Raw genomic sequence first — 19,475 nt, 5'->3', positions numbered from 1 at the left:
AAAATTTCCTACCTACCAAATACCTACCAAAATATTGTTTTAAAAATAAAAGGGATACGCTACATAAAGTTGAGTATCCCTATACAAAGTTTAAGTCTTTAGAATTTATGAGTGTAGTTTACAAACATGCGATCCTCACCAAAATCATTTCCATGCTTCACATCATAATCAATTCGAATATATTGCAATGCCAAACCTTTGAGATAGGGCTGTTGAAAAGCATAGTTCAAGATAATATTAGACTCACTTTCATGATTTTTTTTACCATCAGCCATTTCAAAATCCTCACCATAAACATATTTTACGGCTGCATTAAAACCGGGGATATAATCTTTAAAATTATAACCATAAATAAAATGATATGATTTCTCATTTTTTTTAAAAAAACCTGTAGCATTCCAATTAATGAAATATGTTTCAGGAAGAAAACCATCTGGTAATGGGTAGGCAGATTCACCAATAATTTGCTGATAGCCTAAACCGAAAGTATGATTATTTACTTTCAATGTTTCTAATAAACCAATATTTTGTGCATCAATATTAAAATTATTTCCATCTTCTTGAGCATTAAAATATTTAAATTTTGAATTAAGTACATAATTTTTTCCTTTCAAATTATGCTCTAAACCCAAATAATGTTTATTGTATAAATCCTCCATATTGCCATAATAATATTCTCCCTTTAAATCAGGGGAGAACTGATAACGTAAATCAATATAATTTAAGCCATCCGAGTATTCTGTCTTTCCATTTGAAGTAAAAGAGAATTTACGAAAATCTTCTTCATTACGAGGGGATACTTTTTCAACATGACCTATTTCTGCGTAAAGTTGATCAGTTAATTGTGACTTAAGGTTTGCACCCCAATAAGATGTTAAGAGCTGACGACTGGTATCTACGGCAGTAACAGGTAAGTCTAACCAAAGCTCACCAACACTCAACAAGGTTTGGTCATAACCTAATTTTAAAGTGGCGCCATGTTTTAAATAATCGGAAGCTTGTGATTGAGTCGCTTTATCAAATGGTAATACCGTATCAGCCACATGTTTATCTGAACTTAATCTAACAGCATATTGAACGGAAGCATCCACACCGATTGTAAAAGGTTTTTCGGCAATACTTAATGGTGTCTCAAGCATTCGTGAGTTATAAAACAAAGAGGCAGCTTGAGACCAACTTCCAGTATCCTTCAGTGCTTCATTCTCAAAATTACGATTGATGTAGGCATTTTTTAAGGTAAATTTCCATTCTTCTTTAGCGCTTACATTATCAGCCCAAAGTGAAGTTGAAACTAATCCACCTAGGAGTGAAATAGAAGACAAAATAAGCTTATTACATTTAAATGTATGCATTTTTTAATTTCCATTTTGAGTTGAGTTGCGCCAATCCTCGGCGCAACATTACTTATTGTTGGTTGACTGAAGCTTGTGTTTGAAGAGTTGATTTTGAACTTTCAGGTACATTGACCGAGACTTTTAGATTGACAAGGAAGATCGCAAATGCAGCAATCACACCTGGAATTGCGATTGCTAAGAAGTTCATTTGATGAGGTAGTTCAAAAGTGAGTAATGCACCTGTAAGTACAGGCCCAATGATTGCACCTATACGACCGATACCTGATGCCCAGCCCATACCTGTTGAGCGAACAGTAGTTGGATAAAATTGTGCGACGAAAGTATATAGAAGAATTTGTGAACCAATCGTTGCTGCACCTGCTAAAGCAATTAAGCTATAGAGAACAATTTGAGGACTGTTGAATCCCAATAGTATTAAGGCAGCAGCTCCGATTACAAACATTGAGGTAATGACTGGTTTTAAATGGAATCGATCTGCTAAAGCACCGCCTCCAATTGCACCAACCATACCACCAATGTTCAATGCAAATAAGAACAGCATACTTGCGCCTAAAGAATATCCTGCTTGCAACATCAATTTAGGTAACCAACTTCCCAATGCGTACACCATTAATAGGCACATAAAGAAAGCGATCCAAAACATGAATGTACTAAATGCACGACCATCTTGGAAAAGGGCTTTTACTGGTGCTTCATGATGAATATTTTCATTGAAAACCAATTGAGTATTTTGATGAATGTCTCGTGTAGGTAACAGCTTATTGATGATCTGTTTAGCTTGTTCTTCCTTTCCAGATTTGATCAGAAATGCCAATGACTCAGGTAGGAATTTCCAAATGATAGGCAACATTAACAATGGAATCCCTGCAATCAGGAACATGATTTGCCATCCCATATCTTTGACTAACCAAGCACCTAATAATGCTGAAGTCATACCGCCAATAGCATAGCCACTAAACATAATTGCGACTAAAGTACTTCGAATTTTTTTAGGTGCATATTCCGTCATTAATGCAACAACGTTTGGCATTACGCCGCCTATACCTAATCCTGCTATGAATCTTAAAATTGCAAATTCAACGGGATTGGTTGCAAAAGCCCCTAGAAATGTAAAACCACTAAATAAAGTGACACAGATCATGATGGTTTTCTTTCTTCCTAAACGATCTGATAATGTACCGAATATCATTGCACCAAACATCATTCCAAATAGGGCAGCACTTGCTAATAATCCTGCTTGAACAGCCGTTAATGACCATTGCTGCATTAATAATGGTAATGCAACACCGTAAATAACCAAATCATAGCCGTCGAAAATAATAATTAGTAAACACCAAACTAAAACCTTCCAATGAAATAAACTAAATTTGGCATTATCAATTGTTTCATTGATATTTACTTTTTCCATATACATCCTTCACCTCCAATTTGTGAAGCTTTGTTTTATTAATGTTTAAACTATTTTGTTATGGAGATTCAGTCAAAAACTAAATTGATATATCTTTATGTCTTTAAGGTATTGAATTTATTATTTTCTATCTAAATTTTTGACGACAAAAAGCAGAGTATTTTTATACTCTGCTTTTTTATAACAATAGGTATATTAAATAAATTGATTTATATACTGATTAAACACAACAGGCGCTTCAACGTTTGAAATATGCGAAGCATTAATTTCAACCAACTGAGCCTTTGGTATGTGTTGCAACATCCATTCAGCATCTGTAACTGTGGTCACAGGATCATGAGTTCCTGCAATAATTAAAATAGGTATCGTGATTTGTTTTAGTTCATCACGAAGATCCGCTTTAGCCAAAGCCTCACAACAATTGGCATAGCCCAGTGCACTGCCAGCACTTAAGTCGTTACATAGGTGGCTAACAACTGAAGGATGACTTTGGAGAAAGGGATCGGTAAACCAACGAGATGCTGCGGTTGCAGCAATTGGTTCTAAACCTTGCTTTCGTACCAGTTCGGCACGATCTTGCCATGCTTGTTCCTGTCCAATCTTCGCTGCTGTATTGGCAACAATCACATGACTAAAACGCGATGGATAATGAATCGCTAACCATTGTCCAGTTAGTCCACCCATTGAAATTCCACAAAAGGCGGCTTTTTCAATCTTCAAATGATCTAGTAAAGCAATCACATCTTCACCTAACTGCTGCAAAGTGTAAGGACCAGTTGGAGTAGAAGATGAACCATGACCACGAGTGTCATAACAAATCACAAAAAAGCGATCTTTAAAAAAATTAAACTGCTGTTGCCACATCCCAAAATTCGTACCTAGGGAGTTGGAGAACACCAGAGCAGGGGCATTTGCATCACCAAAGGTCTGATAATGAATCATGACATCTGCGGATTGAAACATCGGCATTACTGTTCTCCTGTATCTAGATCAACACGCTGAATAATCAAAGCAATACCTTGACCCACACCGATACACATCGAACACAAAGCATATTGCCCCTTGATCTGTTCAAGTTGGTTCAGCGCTGTGGTCACTAATCTCGCACCCGATGCACCGAGTGGATGACCTAAAGCGATCGCACCACCATTCGGATTGATACGCGCATCATCATCTGCCAAACCTAAATCACGAGTCACCGCTAGAGCTTGAGCTGCAAAGGCTTCGTTTAACTCAATCACATCCATTTGTTCTAAAGTAAGATTGGCTTGGTTGAGTAACTTTTTGATTGCAGGCGCAGGGGCAAAACCCATAATGCGTGGTTCAACACCCACCGTAGTGGCGGCAATGATTTTGGCACGTGGCTTAAGTTGGTATTGAGCAACCGCATCATCTGAAGCGATCAATAGTGCTGCTGCACCATCGTTAATACCTGAAGCGTTACCCGCAGTCACTGTGCCATCTGCTTTCACCACACCTTTAAGTTTCGTTAATGCTTCAATCGTGGTGGATGCACGTGGGTGTTCATCGGTATCAATCACGACCACATCACCTTTACGTTGTGGGATCGTGACTGGAATGATTTCTTGTTTAAAAAAGCCTTTGGCTTGCGCTGCTGTAGTCCGTTGTTGGCTGTTTAGGGCAAACTGGTCTTGATCAATACGATTAATCTTAAATTGCTCTGCCACGTTTTCTGCAGTTTGTGGCATGGTGTCTACACCATACATTTCTTTGAGCTTTGGATTAATAAAACGCCAACCCATCGTGGTGTCTTCAATCTTTTGACTACGACCAAAAGCACTGTCCGATTTACCCATCACATAGGGTGCACGGCTCATGCTCTCGACACCACCCGCAATGATGAGATTTGCTTCACCTGCTTTAATCGCACGTGCAGCCATGGCAATCGCATCTAAAGATGAACCACATAAACGGTTTACTGTGGTTGCAGGGACTTGATAAGGCAAGCCTGCTAACAGCGCAGACATACGCCCCACATTACGGTTGTCTTCACCCGCTTGATTGGCACAGCCATAGATCACATCATCCACCTGTTGCCAATCGACCGTTGGATTACGTTGCATTAAGGCTTGAATCGGAACTGCACCAAGGTCATCAGCACGTACAGGGGCTAAACCACCTGCATAACGACCGAATGGGGTGCGAATCGCATCAATGATATAAGCGTTTTTCATAGTCTTACACTTCCATATATCAATCTGTTGTGACCACTGCCACAAATTATGGGTTCAGTCATACTTCCTTTGCGTAGGCAATGCCTCACTTTTGACAGGGCAAAAGTGACAAAACCCATTGTTGAACAGAGGAGGCTTCCTTGCCCCCCTGTCCAACGGGCGACATCAATGTCGCCTGTCACGATAGTTAAGTACGAGAAAAAATCTAAATATAAGTGAGTAAAAAACTGCATATAAATCATACCAATCAGTATTTCACGGTGGCGACATTGATGTCGCTTCGTTACTCAGCACAACACGGATGTTGTGTCTGAGTAACAAAGGATTTTTTTACTTTTTATCCTTGAAAAGTAAGGTGCTGCTTATACAAAAAGCTTTCGGTTTAACCCGTAATTAGTGGCTGGTAAACATTATTCCTGCGTTGCATCAATCAATTGAGCACCCGTCAACACCTGTAGTTCCTCAAAACTCAGACCATCTACTTTCTCAATCACTTTTAAACCTTCTGTGGTCACATCAATCACACACAGATCGGTATAGATACGATCAACACATTTCAGACCTGTTGCAGGATAAGACAGCTCTTCCACAATCTTAGGTTCACCTTGTTTGGTGATATGATCGGTGGTGATAAACACTTTCTTTGCACCTACAGCTAAATCCATTGCACCACCCACAGCAGGAATCGCATCGGCAGCACCTGTATGCCAATTGGCAAGGTCACCGTTGGCTGCAACTTGAAATGCACCGAGTACCGCAATATCCAGATGACCACCACGCATCATGGCAAAGGAATCACCATGATGGAAAAAGCATCCCCCAGTGAGCATGGTCACATATTCTTTGCCTGCATTAATCAGCTCAGGATCTTCTTCACCTTTGGCTGGTGGTGGGCCAAATGCCAATAAACCATTTTCAGAATGTAGAAAGACATCTTTATCGGCTGGTAAGTAATTTGAAATCTTGGTCGGTAAGCCAATACCTAAATTGACATAAGCACCATCAGGAATATCTTGTGCAACACGTTCTGCAATTTGATCACGGCTGAGTTTTTGATAGCTCATGTTATTCTCCTTATTGCGCAACAGGTGATGTTGCTTTAACAGCAACCACATGCTGGACAAAAATCCCTGGGGTAATAATGTGTTCAGGATCAAGCTGACCGAGTTCTACTACTTCAGAGACTTGAGCGATGGTGACATCTGCAGCCATGGCCATGATTGGTCCAAAGTTACGTGCCGACTTATTAAAAACTAAATTGCCCCAACGATCGCCTTTGTGAGCTTTGATTAAGGCAAAGTCAGCTTTAATGGGATATTCAAGAACGTAGTCTTTGCCATCGATATGACGGGTTTCTTTGCCTTCTGCCAATAATGTTCCGAAGCCAGTGGGTGTAAATACCGCCCCTAATCCCATCCCAGCAGCTTGGATACGGCAAGCGAGATTGCCTTGTGGGACGAGTTCTAATTCGATCTTGCCTGCATGGTAGAGTTCATCGAACACCCATGAATCAGACTGACGTGGGAAAGAGCAGATGATTTTACGGACTGCGTCTGTTTTTAGGAGTTTGGCAAGACCATAATCGCCATTGCCTGCATTGTTATTGACGATGACAAGGTCTTTAACCCCGAGTTCAATCAGAGCATCGATGAGTTCAGCAGGTTGTCCTGCGGTTCCAAAACCACCAATCATGATGGTTGAGCCATCTTGGATTTGGGAGAGTGCTTCAACCAGTGAAGCTTGTGATTTGTCGATCATAATAAATTCATCCTACAATCAAGTCTTGCTGATCTGTTTTTCAGAAGATGACTGGGTCATCACAGTATTTGGGTGGGTGTTAGGATTTAAAAGAATCTGGGCAATAACACCGATACAGATGCCCCAAAAAACTGAGCTAAGTCCAAGAAAGTGCATTCCTGAAACCGTTGCAAGAAATGTGATTAATGCTGCATCGCGCTGATGATCATCTTTCATCGCAATCATGACATTTGTCCCAATCGCCCCAAGCAGAGCTAATCCTGCTAAAGCTGCGATGAGTTCTTTGGGAAGAAGGCTGAAGAGCATGACAATACTGCCAGCAAATAAGCCACCTAAAATATAGAAAATACCGTTCGCAATACCTGCGATATAACGCTTCTCTTTGAGTTCATGAGCATCTTTACCCATACATAGAGCAGCAGTAATTGCAGCAAGTACAATCGTAATTCCACCTACACATGCGACTGCGAGTGAAGCGATGCTTGATGCTGTAATAATCGGTTTAGCAGGGGTGTCATAGCCACTCAGTTTCATAATTGCCATACCTGGCAAAAACTGTCCTGTCAGACTCACAAGAATTAAAGGTAAAGCCAAGTTTAATGTAGAGTGCCAAGTCCATTCTGGATAAATCAAATGAGGAATAGCAAAACTAAACTGCATTTCTACAGGATTCATTTTTCCTAAAACTAAGCTGAGTGAAACACCACACAACAAAACCCACAGCATGGTGTAACGAGGTGAATATCGTTTTGCTAATAAATAACAAAACAACATGCTGAAAACGATCAAAGGCATGGAATCCGTTGCTACAAATAATCCGAGCCCAAATTGAAATAAAATCCCTGCCATCATGCCTGCTGCGATTCCTTGAGGAATCCATTTCAGCAATTTGTCAAAATATCCTGTCGCTACAACTATAAAAATGACAATCGCTGAAGTGATATAAGCTGCAATAACTTCATTCAAAGAGATATTTGGAAACAGTGAAACCAATAATGCCGTACCAGGAGCTGACCATGCTGTGATGACAGGGGTTTTATAACGAATTGAAAGATAGATTCCAGCAACAGCAGCACCAATTGATATGCCCCAAATCCATGAAATCATCATTTCTGTTGAGATATTGGCTTTTTGTGCTGCTTGGAAAAAGATAATAAGCGGACCAGAATATGAAATCAGAACCGCTAAAAATCCTGCAATAGTTGCTGAAATAGACCAATCATTTTTTAAACTCGTCAACAGGTTAGTCATAGCGCCTCCTTGCAAGATTTCCTGCTGTTTAGATCAGAATTAACCCTGATCACCACCACCAACTGCAATTACACTGCCAGTCATATAAGACGACTCTTCAGATGCTAGAAAAAGAATGGCATTTACCTGTTCACCGATAGTTCCATATCGTCCCATCAGACTTCTTTCTTTGGTTTGATCTACAACCTGTTGCATCCAAACTTTTTCATCTTCGCTAAGTGGAGTTGAATTACGAGGTACTTTACGTGGTGGAGCGTCTGTTCCACCCGTAGCAATCGCATTCACTCTGATGCCATTTTTGGCATGCTCAAAAGCCAACGATGCGGTAAGTGCATTTACACCACCTTTAGCTGCCGAATATGGAATGCGATTGATACCACGGGTAGCGATAGACGATACGTTGACGATGACCCCATATTGATGCTTCAACATTTCAGGTAGAGCTGCACGACAACACCATAAAGTTGGAAACAGAGAACGATTGATTTCCTTGATAATTTGCTCTTCGCTAAATTCATCAAAGGGTTTCATCCAGATCGCACCGCCAACATTATTGATGAGTACATCTACACGTCCAAACTCCTGAATCGCTTTGTGTACAACAGCTTGGGCACCATCATAGCGCTCTAAATCAGCTTGTACTGTGATTGCATGACCACCTGTGCTACGGATTTCTGAAGCAACTTCATCGACCAACTCTGAACGATCGGCTAAAACCACATATCCATTTTCAGCGGCTACCCGAATTGCAACGCTACGTCCAATCCCTTGAGCAGCACCCGTTACGATGACGATTTTGTTCTTAAATCTATCTTGAAATATCATGCTGATCTCCGATTTGATTAATTTGCAGAAAATTTTTCAAATAAGAAATTGGCAGGTTTAATTCCTTCTTGATCTAACCAACTACGAACAGCTTCAACCATTGGTACTGGCCCACAGAGGTATACGTCAACATCCCCATTGTTAAGCCAATCATTTTCAATATGACCTGTTACATAGCCTTTGCGCTCATGTTGACTTTCAGGATGTGCAACAACCGTTCGATATTCAAACCAAGGATACTTACTTTGCAATTCATCTAACTTTTCTATTGCGACAAGATCAAAGTCATTTGTCACACCGAAAACTAAACGAATAGGGTGATCTGAACCCTTTTCTTCAAGTACTTGAAGCATTGACATAAATGGGGCAATACCAGTTCCACCTGCGAGCATCAAAACGGGTCTAGTGACATGACGTAAGTAGAAGCTTCCAAATGGACCTGTGAAGTGCATTTTGTCACCAGCTTTTGCATTCTTACTCAAAAATTCGCTCATCTGACCATTTGGAACATTACGCACCACAAAACCCGTTAAACGATTGCCTGGTTTTGAACTAAATGAATATGAACGTGTTTCAGATGTTCCTGGAATACCAACATTTACATATTGACCAGCTAAGAAGTGAATTTCAGGTTGACCATCATCTAGTTGAATATCAAATGTAATTGTTGAGTCAGATAGGTTTTCGACACGTGATAAAGTGCCTTGAAAGCTATGAATTTCTGTCTTACAAACATCAGATGATGCTTGAATTTGGAAAACTGCATCCGAAGTAGGACGACACTGGCAAGCAAGTATGTAGCCTTGTTCAGCCTCTTCTGGTGTTAAAGCATCTTCGATATAAGTTTCTTCTGGCATGTTATAACTACCAGATTCACAGAATGCACGACACGTACCACATGCACCATCTCGGCAATCCAAAGGGATATTGATCTTCTGACGATAGGCTGCGTCAGATAAAGTTTCACCTTGTGCAACTGTAATAAAACGGGTCACACCATCTTCAAATTGAAGTGCTACATTATGGTTAGACATGGCAATCATCCTATTTAAAAATTTTGATCTCGCTTACCCAACCAAAATTCCATTTGGCTGGGCTTGCTGGTTAGAGATGATAGATATCAATCACTTGATTGATATAATCGTTCTTTAACACCACATATTTGCTGATGATTTTTGGTTGTTCGTTAGAAAAATCGATCACATAACGAGACATACCAAAATAGCTGTAGTTGGTTTTGTAGCGAAAACTCAATGTGTTCCAATTAAACCGAACAGTGACTTTGTCTCCATCACGTCCGAGCACCTCAATATTGCTAATATTGTGGCTGGTCCGTGTATCTGGCATCGTTGCTGATGAACGTTCTGTTTTGATACGAAATACACGATCTTCTAAACCTTGACGGTTTGGGTAATAAATCAGTGATATTTCAGACTGTGGATCTTCCGTTAACTTATCGTCGTCATCCCATGCAGGCATCCAAAAAGAAGCCTCTGGTGAATAACAACTTAACCATTCATCCCATTGTTCATCGTCTAGAAAACGTGCTTCACGATATAGAAACTGAGCAATATTTTCTAAAGTTGCTTGAGTTGTTGTGTTCATTTGGCATCTTCCTAAATTTGGCTTTCAGCTAACTTTTTCTCAGTTGCGATAGCATTCTTCATCGACTTTAACCAATACTGATGTTGAGCTAGATATAAGCCTTCATCTTCAGTTTTGATGCCACTTAATTTAGGTTTTAAACCAATTTCATTTGCTGCATCATCGGGTCCATGTATCCAATGTTTTGAACCACGGCACATATCATTCCATTCCAGCTCTAAGCCTGCATAACCTGCTTGGCATGCGCGGAACTCTTCCAAATCATCAGGTGTCGCCATTCCAGAAGCATTAAAAAAATCTTCATATTGACGAATACGACGAGCACGCGCTTCAGGCTCTTCACCAACTGGTGCGATACAGTAAATGGTCACTTCGGTCTTATTTACACTCAGTGGCCGAAGCACACGAATCTGTGAACCGAACTGATCCATCAAATAAACATTTGGGTAAAGACATAAATTGCGCGAACGCTCAATCATCCATTTAGACATTGCAGCACCAAATTTCTCGGTGTATTCATCTGCTTTTGGATAGTTTGGACGATCTTCTGGATTTGCCCACTGAGTCCACAACAACATATGACCATGTTCGAAACCATATGATCCACCGCCTTGTTTACCCCAAGAACCAGCGCTCATTGCACGGATGTTGTCTCCAGCTTCAGTTTCTTTACGATGTTGTGTAGTAGCTGCATAGTTCCAATGCACGGCAGATACGTGATAACCATCAGCACCATTTTCAGCGGTGAGCTTCCAGTTACCTTCATAGGTATAGGTTGAAGAGCCGCGTAATACTTCTAAACCTTGTTCTGACTGACCAACGATCATGTCAATAATCTTGGTTGTTTCCCCAAGAAACTCTTTCAAAGAGGGAACATCAGGATTCAAACTACCGAATAAGAAACCTTTATAACTTTCAAACTTCGCAACTTTCTTTAAATCGTGTGAGCCATCTTGGTTAAAACAGTCAGAATAACCCGCATCGGTAGGATCTTTAACTTTGAGCAATTTACCTGAGTTGTTAAATGTCCAACCATGGAAAGGGCATGTATAAGTCGCTTTATTGCCGCGTTTATGACGACAGAGTTGTGCACCACGATGTGAACAAGCATTAATCATGGCATTTAATTCGCCATTACGATTGCGAGCAATAATGATTGGTTGACGACCAATATAAGTCGTATAAAAGTCATTATTTTTTGGAATTTGACTTTCGTGAGCTAGGTAGACCCAATTGCCTTCAAAAATATATTTCATTTCAAGATCAAACATCGCTTGATCTGTGAATACTGAACGATGAAGTTTGTATTCACCTGTTTCTTCATTATCAACAAGCAATTCATCAATTCGATCAAGATGCGTCGTGTTGATTACTGGAATTTTTGGCATGTCCGTTCTCCGACTTTCCTAAGGAGGAAGCCCCGAGTTATTTGATTAAATTTCAATAACTCGGTTCCTAAATTACGCTTGCTTATGCAGATGCACGACGACGATCAACTTCAGTAGAAGGTGCAGAAGCCGCTTCTTTAACTAATTCGATGTTGAAAGTGATGTGTTTGAATGGTTTATCTAAACCACGACGTTGAATTTCAGCCTCATCAGTGACATCGACAGCAGTCGCTACAAGACCATCACGTGTTGCAAAAGCAAAGTCATCCCACAGGTACTTGTCGCCTTCGATATTGAACTGTGTGGTTAACTTACGGAAACCCGGTGCAGAAACAAAATAATGAACATGCGAAGGGCGGTTACCATGACGACCTAACTTATTCAGAACAAACTGAGTCGTTCCTTCAGGTGGGCAACCATAACCTACAGGCATGGTGGTCAAAGCCACATATTTACCGTTCACATCAGAAAGAATGGTGCGACGTAAATTGAAATCAGATTGAGACTTATCAAAGAAAGAATAGTTCCCCAAACTATTCGCATGCCACATTTCAACTTTGGCACCTTCGATGATATTGCCGTCTGTATCCGTCACTGTACCTTCGATAATTAAAGTATCGATTTTGTCTGATTCAGAACCATCATCCATACGCGCAAAACCTACAGACTCAGGTGCACCCGCAACATACAGTGGGCCTTCAATCGTACGTGGCGTACCACCAGAAACACCTGCTTTGGCATCGGCTTCATCAGCACGCAAATCTAAATAATGCTCTAGACCTAAGCCCGCAGCGAGTAAGCCCAATTCATTGGCTTGAGCTGCATCTGTAAAATATTCTAGACCTTTCCACACTTCTGAAGCTTGGATATCCAAATCCTCAATTGCTTGGAATAAATCTCCCAATAAACGTACCACGATGCTTTGAACACGTTGATCGACTGCACCTGTAGCAGTATCAACATTCATTTTTTTCACTAATGCATCAATATCCTGACGATTCATATGATTTCTCCTTAACTATGCATCTCGCGTAGGTGGTGGGGAAACGGAGAGTCATTCAATCCGTTATGCCGTACCACTGTCCTTATCTCTACGACACTCTGAGCATGTGATGACGCTGTCGAGTGACGATGGGGTGTTGTGAATTAACGATCATCCTCACGGATCGAAGAGGGATGACGATTCAATGCCATCACTTCAATGTCCATGTAGGGGTACAAGGGCAAGCCCTGTAAAATGTTGTGTAGCTCTTCGTTGCTTTCGACATCAAAAATACTGATGTTTGAATACTGTCCTGTAATCCGCCAAATATGACGCCACTTACCTTGACGCTGTAGATCTTGCGAATAAGCTTTCTCAACCGCTTTAATCTGATTGGCTTGTTCAGCAGGCATCTCCACAGGAAGATGCACATCCATACGAACCTGAAATAACATGTGCTTTCTCCCTTAAGCCTTACGACGCAACTGCTCGATTTTGTCTTCGTCAATATCGATGCCTAGACCTGCAGTATTTGGCACCACCAATTCAAAATTTTCATAACGCAATGGTGTTTTTAAAATGTCTTGAGTCAGTAAGAGAGGACCAAATAACTCTGTACCAAAGGCAAGGCTGTCAAAAGTACTAAAGGCATGTGCCGAAGCGATGCTGCCGATCGGACCTTCCAACATAGTGCCGCCATACAGATCAATTCCCGCCAACTTAGCGATTTTGGCTACTTCACAAGCCTCAATCAGACCACCTGATTGCTCAACTTTCACAGCAAAAACATCTGCCGCATGCTGTTTCGCTAAACGATAAGCACTGTCAGGACCTGTCAAAGCTTCATCTGCCATGATGGCCACATCAAAACGCTGCGTTAGGCGAGCCAACACTTGAGTTTGTTCAATCGCACAAGGCTGTTCGATCAAATCAATGCCGCCATCCTGCAACTGTTGAATACCTTGGATACATTCCAATTCTGACCAAGCACGATTTACATCAACACGAATACTGATTTCAGGTCCTAAAGCTTTTTTGATGGCAATCACATGATCAACATCATGTTGCACAGGATTGGAACCGATTTTTAACTTGAAAATATTGTGGCGTTTGAGTTCAATCATTTTTTTTGCTTCAGCGATGTCTTTTTCAGTATCACCTGAAGCCAAAGTCCAAAGCACAGGGAGACGATCACGTAGACGACCACCCAATACTTCGCTTAGTGGCAAATTGAGTTGTTTCGCTTGAATATCCAAGAGCGCAGTTTGAATGGCACATTTTGCAAAGCGATTGCCATTGATACTTTTACGAATCAATTTGAGTGTTTGAGCCACATTTATTGAAGATTTGATCGACAATAAGAGCGGGGCAAAATAAGTATCGATATTTGCTTTGACACTTTCAGGGCTTTCTTCACCATAATTAAGTCCACCAATCGTGGTCGCTTCACCCCAACCCACAAGACCATCCGTTGTTGTGATTTTGACCAATACCAAGGTTTGGGTTTGCATGGTCGTCACAGATAGCTTATGTGGACGTATCGTTGGGATATCGACTAATATGGTTTCGATTGTTTTGTACATTTCACACCATCACTGGTTCTTTATGCTCTTCCTATACCTTAAAAGAATGATTAAACTGTGTCTAAGACTGAATATGTATTTTTTTATACCTATTAGGTATGGAGATAAGGAATGGAACTCAGATATTTACGTTATTTTGTCGCAGTGGTGGAAGAGCAAAGCTTTACCAAAGCAGCAGAACGGCTGTTCATCGCACAGCCACCTTTAAGTCGGCAAATTCAAAACCTTGAAAATGAACTAGGTGTGCAGCTTTTTGAACGAGGAAGTAGACCACTTCAAACCACAACCGCAGGTCAATTTTTGTACCAACATGCCTTAAAACTTTTGTCTAATGCGGAAGAGGTTAAGAGTATGACGAAGCGAATTGGTTTGATTGAGCGAACCTTAACCATTGGTTTTGTAGGTTCATTATTATTTGGTTTATTACCTAGAATTATTTATCTCTACCGCCAACAACACCCACATTTAAATATTCAGTTGATAGAACTCAGTACCAATGAACAACTTCAATCACTCAAAGAAGGGCGAATAGATGTTGGTTTTGGTCGGTTGAGAATCAGCGATCCTGCTGTAAAAAAGAGTACTTTTGCGCAAAGAAAGACTAGTTGTTGCAGCCCATTCAAGTCATCCAATTGCTCAACGCGTCGAGGGAGTGCATTTAGCAGATTTGGTTGATGAAAAATTATTTGTTTATCCCAATACACCAAAACCTAATTTTTCAAGCCAACTTTTAAATATTTTTGCTGAGCATAGTTTGGTGCCGAAAAATGTCCGTGAATTACGAGAAATTCAATTGGCTTTAGGTTTGGTGGCTGCAGGAGAAGGCTTATGTGTCATTCCTGCTAGTGCCGATACCATTCGATTCCCACATTTACTTTATATTCCAATCCTAGATAGTGGTGCAGTCAGTCCGATTTTTATTACAGCAAGAGCCATGGATAACAGTGAAGATATCCAGTCTTTATACGATACGATTTATCAGGTTTATGATTTAGAAGGGATAGAATACAAGAGAACGACTTTTCAATGGGGTCAAACAGTATAGCCGTATATTTAAAGATACTTACTTGTGGTAAAGTGTCTTTATTTGAGTTATAAATAATGAATCTATTTCATATGGATAGATTCATATAAATCATTTGGTTGTAATCAAACGATCTAGTAACTTCAAAATAATTATAAATATGATAGGCCACTTCAAGTTAAATAAAACTTGAGAAAAGGATTTTAGAGAGATTATAAAAATGAACCAATTAAACTTCCCAATTCTTGATGCCCATATTCATCAGTGGAATCCATACACTACGCCACACTCAGCAGCGAGATTGGTCAAGGCATTTGGTAAATATCCTAAATTGATGGACAAAATTGTACGCGTTGTTAAACCTAAAGACTTAATCGAAACTTTAGGCATCACTCAATATGCTTTATCACCATATCTACCTTTTGATTATCGAGTTGATAGTGCAGGATGTTCGATTGATAGTGTTATTCATGTTGAGGCGAATTGGCATCACCAAAAAAACTTTGGTGTGGTTGAAGAAACAAAATGGATTCATCATTTACCTTTTAATCAGCAACAACTAAAACTTGCGGGTATCGTGGCTACAGCAGATCCAAGAAATAAAAGATTTTTGGATATTCTCAAAGCTCATCAAGATGCCAGTCCACATTTTTGTGGTATTCGTAAAATGGCAGCATGGTATCCAGATGATGGTATTCATCGCTGGTGTGATCAGCCACATTTATACACCCAGAAAAAATTCCTGAAGGGCTTTGAGCATCTAGCAAAGATGAATTTGTCATTCGATGCTTGGGGATATTCCACTCAAATTAAAGAAATCAAATCACTCGCACAAAATTTCCCTGATACAAAGATCATGGTAGATCATCTTGCAACACCAGTCGGATTATTTGGAAAAGTCGGAAAAAGAACGGGGCGAACACCAACTGAGCGTGAGCTTATATTTGCAAAATGGAAAGAGGATATTTCAGAACTAGCTGAACAAAAAAATGTTTATACCAAAATTTCAGGATTAATGATGCCAGTACTGGGACATCAATTTTATAAACAACAAATAACGGCGAATGTACTGCAAATACAAGATTTACTTTCACCACTCATTGAACATGCGATTCAGAGTTTTGGTACCCAACGCATTGTATTTGCATCCAACTTTCCAATGGATAAACCCAACACCACCTTAAAAGATCTCATTCAAGCGTATATTGAAATGACAGCACCACTAGGTGAAGAGGCGCAGCGAGCAATTTTTAGAAGTAATGCGGAAACCTTTTATCAAATAAATAAACATTAGTTGTCATTGGAATTCCAATGTATTTGTTTTGACCAAATCCAATAAATAATTTGCAAAGTTCAATAAAATTACTCAATTTCAGCGCATAATTCTGTAAAATTAGCCGTCCTTATTAGCATTCCTGATTTAAAAGTGATTTTAAATGAAGTAATGCTAATTAATCCTTTCTAAGTCAGTCTCTTATCTTCGATTTGGCTTATTTATTCATTTTTAAACTTATATTTCTTGCAATAGAACTATAAGCATATTTTAGGTGCCAGCATGGAAATCAAGGTAAATTACCTCGACAACCTTCGACAAGAAGCCAAATTCGATGACTTCACAGTAATTGCAGATCAACCGATCCGATATAAAGGGGATGGTTCTGCACCTGGTCCATTTGACTATTTCTTGGCATCATCAGCACTTTGTGCAGCATATTTTGTGAAAGTCTATTGCGCTGCACGTGATATCCCAACGGACAACATTCGATTATCTCAAAACAATATTGTTGATCCAGAAAACCGCTATAAACAGATTTTTAAAATTCAGGTTGAACTTCCAGCTGATATTTCTGAAAAAGATCGTCAGGGGATTTTACGTTCAATTGACCGTTGTACCGTAAAGAAAGTTATTCAAACGGGCCCTGAATTTGTCATCGAAGAAGTAGAAAGTATCGATGCAGATGCTCAAGCTTTATTGATGCCAAATCTTGCATCTGAAAGTACTACTTATATTCAAGGCAAAGATTTACCTTTAGAAGAAACCATTGCCAATATGTCAGCAATCTTGGCTGGTCTAGGCATGAAAATTGAAATTGCATCATGGCGTAATATCGTACCAAATGTTTGGTCACTGCATATTCGTGATGCACAGTCGCCTATGTGTTTTACCAATGGTAAAGGCTCAACCAAAGAAAGCGCATTAGCATCTGCATTAGGCGAGTTTATTGAGCGTCTTAATTGTAATTTCTTCTATAACGATCAATTTTGGGGCGAAGAAATTGCAAACGCAGAGTTTGTGCATTACCCAGATGAGAAATGGTTTAAACCAGGACCAAATGGTGAGCTACCAAAAGAAATCTTAGATGAATACTGTCTTGAGATTTACGATCCTGAAAAAGAGTTACTAGGTACGCATTTATACGATACTAACTCTGGGAATATTGAACGTGGTATTTGTTCACTGCCTTTTGTGCGCCAATCTGATGGCGAAACAGTTTACTTCCCATCAAACTTGATCGAAAACTTGTATCTGAGTAATGGTATGAGTGCAGGGAATACATTAGAAGAAGCTCAAGTTCAGTGCTTATCTGAAATTTTCGAACGTGCAGTAAAACGTGAAATTATCGAAGGTGAAATTGCACTACCTGATGTTCCTGAAGAAGTTTTGGCTAAGTATCCAAGTATTGTTGCAGGTATCCAAGGCTTAGAAGAACAAGGTTTTCCAGTATTGGTTAAAGACGCCTCTCTGGGCGGTCAATTCCCTGTGATGTGTGTCACTTTGATGAACCCACGCACAGGTGGTGTGTTTGCTTCATTTGGTGCGCATCCAAGTTTTGAAGTCGCTTTAGAGCGTAGTTTGACTGAGTTATTGCAGGGTCGTAGTTTTGAAGGTCTCAATGACTTACCTCAGCCAACCTTCCAAAGTGAAGCCGTGACTGAACCGAATAATTTTGTGGAACACTTTATTGATTCAAGTGGTTTGGTATCTTGGCGTTTCTTCAGCTCAAAATCTGATTATGATTTTGTAGAATGGGATTTCACCAATGAGGGTGAAAACTCGAATGCAGATGAGGCTGCTGAATTATTTGGCATTCTTGAAGAAATGGGCAAAGAAGTCTACATGGCTGTCTATGAACATTTAGGTGCTACAGCTTGTCGTATCCTCGTGCCAGATTATTCTGAGATTTATTTAGTTGAAGATTTGATTTGGGACAATACCAATAAAGCATTGGCATTCCGTGAAGATATTCTAAATATTCATCGTTTAGATGACACACGTCTTGAAGCACTGGTTGAACGTTTAGAAGAATGCGAACTTGATGACTATACTGAAATCACAACCTTAATCGGCATAGAGTTTGATGACAATACGGTTTGGGGACAATTGACACTACTGGAATTAAAACTTCTTATTTATATTGCTCTGAAGCAATTTGAAGAAGCTAAAGATTTAGTTGAGCAATTCCTCCAATACAACACCAACACTGTAGAACGTGGTTTGTTTTATCAATGTATGAACGTCGTGCTAGAAGTTATTCTTGATGACGAGATGGAATTGCAAGATTACGAAAAGAACTTCCGTCGTATGTTTGGTGATGAACGAATGGACGCTGTTATTGGTTCAGTAGAAGGTAGTGTTCGTTTTTATGGTTTAACGCCAACTAGTATGAAACTAGAAGGTTTGGATCGTCATTTACGTTTGATTGAAAGCTACAAAAAATTGCATGCGGCTCGTGCAAAAGCAGTCGGTTTAAATAAATAATTAACAGCATGAGTTTTTAAATTCATACTGAATACACTTGACTATCCACGATATAGGCGTTTTTAGTCAAGTGTATTTTTTTATTAAAATCAGAAAAATAAATTAAAATTATATTTTATTAGGACTTACGCACTATTATTTATAGATTCTCTGTGGTAGCAGATGATTTTTATCAAGAATAAAGTCATCAATGAAGTTTTTGATCATTGGTCTAAATAATTTCTTCTGCCAACGATATATATTTTCAAAGATCCGCTCAAACTGGTTCTTTTGTATCTCAACGTAGGCCATCAAGGCTGAAAAAATATGATTCAAAATCAGTTTAGATCGTCTTACTTGAA

General features: G+C 39.7%; 16 protein-coding genes and 2 pseudogenes. 3 read left to right on the top strand and 15 right to left on the bottom strand.

What is annotated here, in order from left to right:
• Positions 1 to 98: 98 nt before the first annotated feature.
• The 14 genes from F948_RS07020 to F948_RS06955 all read right to left on the bottom strand — a co-directional run bounded on the left by F948_RS07020 (position 99) and on the right by F948_RS06955 (position 14,350).
• Positions 99 to 1,352, bottom strand: a complete 1,254-nt coding sequence (locus F948_RS07020; protein WP_004961976.1) for an OprD family outer membrane porin — start codon at positions 1,350 to 1,352, stop codon at positions 99 to 101.
• Positions 1,353 to 1,404: 52 nt separating this feature from the next.
• Complete coding sequence (locus F948_RS07015; RefSeq protein WP_004911205.1) at positions 1,405 to 2,769, bottom strand: aromatic acid/H+ symport family MFS transporter; 1,365 nt, start codon at positions 2,767 to 2,769, stop codon at positions 1,405 to 1,407.
• Between the two features lie 189 nt (positions 2,770 to 2,958).
• Positions 2,959 to 3,732: a 3-oxoadipate enol-lactonase gene (gene pcaD, locus F948_RS07010; RefSeq protein WP_004961972.1), complete on the bottom strand. Its 774-nt coding sequence runs from the start codon at positions 3,730 to 3,732 to the stop codon at positions 2,959 to 2,961.
• Entirely contained in the window at positions 3,732 to 4,958 is a 1,227-nt protein-coding gene (gene pcaF, locus F948_RS07005) for a 3-oxoadipyl-CoA thiolase (protein ID WP_004961969.1), read from the bottom strand. Before pcaF ends, pcaD begins: the two co-directional genes overlap by 1 nt.
• A gap of 410 nt (positions 4,959 to 5,368) precedes the next feature.
• Positions 5,369 to 6,022, bottom strand: a complete 654-nt coding sequence (locus tag F948_RS07000; protein ID WP_004961964.1) for a 3-oxoacid CoA-transferase subunit B — start codon at positions 6,020 to 6,022, stop codon at positions 5,369 to 5,371.
• Between the two features lie 10 nt (positions 6,023 to 6,032).
• Positions 6,033 to 6,716 carry a 3-oxoacid CoA-transferase subunit A gene (locus tag F948_RS06995; protein ID WP_004961962.1) on the bottom strand — a complete coding sequence of 228 codons (684 nt, stop codon included), beginning with the start codon at positions 6,714 to 6,716 and terminating at the stop codon, positions 6,033 to 6,035.
• Between the two features lie 18 nt (positions 6,717 to 6,734).
• Complete coding sequence (benE, locus tag F948_RS06990; RefSeq protein ID WP_004961959.1) at positions 6,735 to 7,967, bottom strand: benzoate/H(+) symporter BenE; 1,233 nt, start codon at positions 7,965 to 7,967, stop codon at positions 6,735 to 6,737.
• Positions 7,968 to 8,006: 39 nt separating this feature from the next.
• Positions 8,007 to 8,792, bottom strand: coding sequence for a 1,6-dihydroxycyclohexa-2,4-diene-1-carboxylate dehydrogenase (locus F948_RS06985; protein ID WP_004961958.1), 786 nt, complete (start codon positions 8,790 to 8,792; stop codon positions 8,007 to 8,009).
• Between the two features lie 17 nt (positions 8,793 to 8,809).
• Positions 8,810 to 9,826 (bottom strand): benzoate 1,2-dioxygenase electron transfer component BenC, encoded by a 1,017-nt coding sequence (gene benC / locus F948_RS06980; RefSeq protein ID WP_004961956.1) that lies wholly within the window; start codon positions 9,824 to 9,826, stop codon positions 8,810 to 8,812.
• Positions 9,827 to 9,896: 70 nt separating this feature from the next.
• Positions 9,897 to 10,397 (bottom strand): benzoate 1,2-dioxygenase small subunit, encoded by a 501-nt coding sequence (benB, locus tag F948_RS06975; RefSeq protein WP_004961954.1) that lies wholly within the window; start codon positions 10,395 to 10,397, stop codon positions 9,897 to 9,899.
• An 11-nt stretch (positions 10,398 to 10,408) separates the two neighbouring features.
• Positions 10,409 to 11,785, bottom strand: coding sequence for a benzoate 1,2-dioxygenase large subunit (gene benA / locus F948_RS06970; protein ID WP_004954312.1), 1,377 nt, complete (start codon positions 11,783 to 11,785; stop codon positions 10,409 to 10,411).
• Positions 11,786 to 11,867: 82 nt separating this feature from the next.
• Complete coding sequence (gene catA / locus F948_RS06965; RefSeq protein WP_004961950.1) at positions 11,868 to 12,788, bottom strand: catechol 1,2-dioxygenase; 921 nt, start codon at positions 12,786 to 12,788, stop codon at positions 11,868 to 11,870.
• Between the two features lie 143 nt (positions 12,789 to 12,931).
• Positions 12,932 to 13,222, bottom strand: a complete 291-nt coding sequence (gene catC / locus F948_RS06960; RefSeq protein WP_004911173.1) for a muconolactone Delta-isomerase — start codon at positions 13,220 to 13,222, stop codon at positions 12,932 to 12,934.
• Positions 13,223 to 13,234: 12 nt separating this feature from the next.
• Positions 13,235 to 14,350, bottom strand: coding sequence for a muconate/chloromuconate family cycloisomerase (locus F948_RS06955; protein WP_004961946.1), 1,116 nt, complete (start codon positions 14,348 to 14,350; stop codon positions 13,235 to 13,237).
• A 111-nt stretch (positions 14,351 to 14,461) separates the two neighbouring features.
• Between F948_RS06955 and F948_RS06950 the strand changes: the two are divergent.
• From F948_RS06950 to F948_RS06940, 3 genes and pseudogenes are all read left to right on the top strand, one after another.
• Positions 14,462 to 15,395: pseudogene (locus tag F948_RS06950) on the top strand (LysR substrate-binding domain-containing protein).
• A gap of 199 nt (positions 15,396 to 15,594) precedes the next feature.
• Positions 15,595 to 16,668 carry an amidohydrolase family protein gene (locus tag F948_RS06945; protein WP_004961937.1) on the top strand — a complete coding sequence of 358 codons (1,074 nt, stop codon included), beginning with the start codon at positions 15,595 to 15,597 and terminating at the stop codon, positions 16,666 to 16,668.
• Between the two features lie 261 nt (positions 16,669 to 16,929).
• On the top strand, positions 16,930 to 19,134 hold the full coding sequence (locus F948_RS06940; RefSeq protein WP_004961935.1) for an OsmC domain/YcaO domain-containing protein: 2,205 nt from the start codon (positions 16,930 to 16,932) through the stop codon (positions 19,132 to 19,134).
• 135 nt (positions 19,135 to 19,269) lie between these two features.
• Here the strand turns inward: F948_RS06940 and F948_RS15795 are convergent.
• Positions 19,270 to 19,475: pseudogene (locus F948_RS15795) on the bottom strand (IS701 family transposase); the annotation flags it as partial.

Origin of the sequence: Acinetobacter junii CIP 64.5 (genome assembly GCF_000368765.1) — a bacterium.
Lineage (GTDB): Bacteria > Pseudomonadota > Gammaproteobacteria > Pseudomonadales > Moraxellaceae > Acinetobacter > Acinetobacter junii.
This window is presented reverse-complemented; position numbering and strand designations above follow the sequence as displayed.

Bases quoted from the DNA above. Each gene is read 5' to 3' on its own strand.
- pcaD (WP_004961972.1), bottom strand. From the start codon at position 3,732: ATGCCGATGTTTCAATCCGCAGATGTCATGATTCATTATCAGACCTTT.
- F948_RS06955 (WP_004961946.1), bottom strand. From the start codon at position 14,350: ATGTACAAAACAATCGAAACCATATTAGTCGATATCCCAACGATACGT.
- benB (WP_004961954.1), bottom strand. From the start codon at position 10,397: ATGAACACAACAACTCAAGCAACTTTAGAAAATATTGCTCAGTTTCTA.
- F948_RS07020 (WP_004961976.1), bottom strand. From the start codon at position 1,352: ATGCATACATTTAAATGTAATAAGCTTATTTTGTCTTCTATTTCACTC.
- benE (WP_004961959.1), bottom strand. From the start codon at position 7,967: ATGACTAACCTGTTGACGAGTTTAAAAAATGATTGGTCTATTTCAGCA.
- F948_RS06945 (WP_004961937.1), top strand. From the start codon at position 15,595: ATGAACCAATTAAACTTCCCAATTCTTGATGCCCATATTCATCAGTGG.
- F948_RS07000 (WP_004961964.1), bottom strand. From the start codon at position 6,022: ATGAGCTATCAAAAACTCAGCCGTGATCAAATTGCAGAACGTGTTGCA.
- F948_RS06985 (WP_004961958.1), bottom strand. From the start codon at position 8,792: ATGATATTTCAAGATAGATTTAAGAACAAAATCGTCATCGTAACGGGT.
- benC (WP_004961956.1), bottom strand. From the start codon at position 9,826: ATGTCTAACCATAATGTAGCACTTCAATTTGAAGATGGTGTGACCCGT.
- benA (WP_004954312.1), bottom strand. From the start codon at position 11,785: ATGCCAAAAATTCCAGTAATCAACACGACGCATCTTGATCGAATTGAT.
- F948_RS06940 (WP_004961935.1), top strand. From the start codon at position 16,930: ATGGAAATCAAGGTAAATTACCTCGACAACCTTCGACAAGAAGCCAAA.
- pcaF (WP_004961969.1), bottom strand. From the start codon at position 4,958: ATGAAAAACGCTTATATCATTGATGCGATTCGCACCCCATTCGGTCGT.
- catC (WP_004911173.1), bottom strand. From the start codon at position 13,222: ATGTTATTTCAGGTTCGTATGGATGTGCATCTTCCTGTGGAGATGCCT.
- F948_RS07015 (WP_004911205.1), bottom strand. From the start codon at position 2,769: ATGTATATGGAAAAAGTAAATATCAATGAAACAATTGATAATGCCAAA.
- F948_RS06995 (WP_004961962.1), bottom strand. From the start codon at position 6,716: ATGATCGACAAATCACAAGCTTCACTGGTTGAAGCACTCTCCCAAATC.
- catA (WP_004961950.1), bottom strand. From the start codon at position 12,788: ATGAATCGTCAGGATATTGATGCATTAGTGAAAAAAATGAATGTTGAT.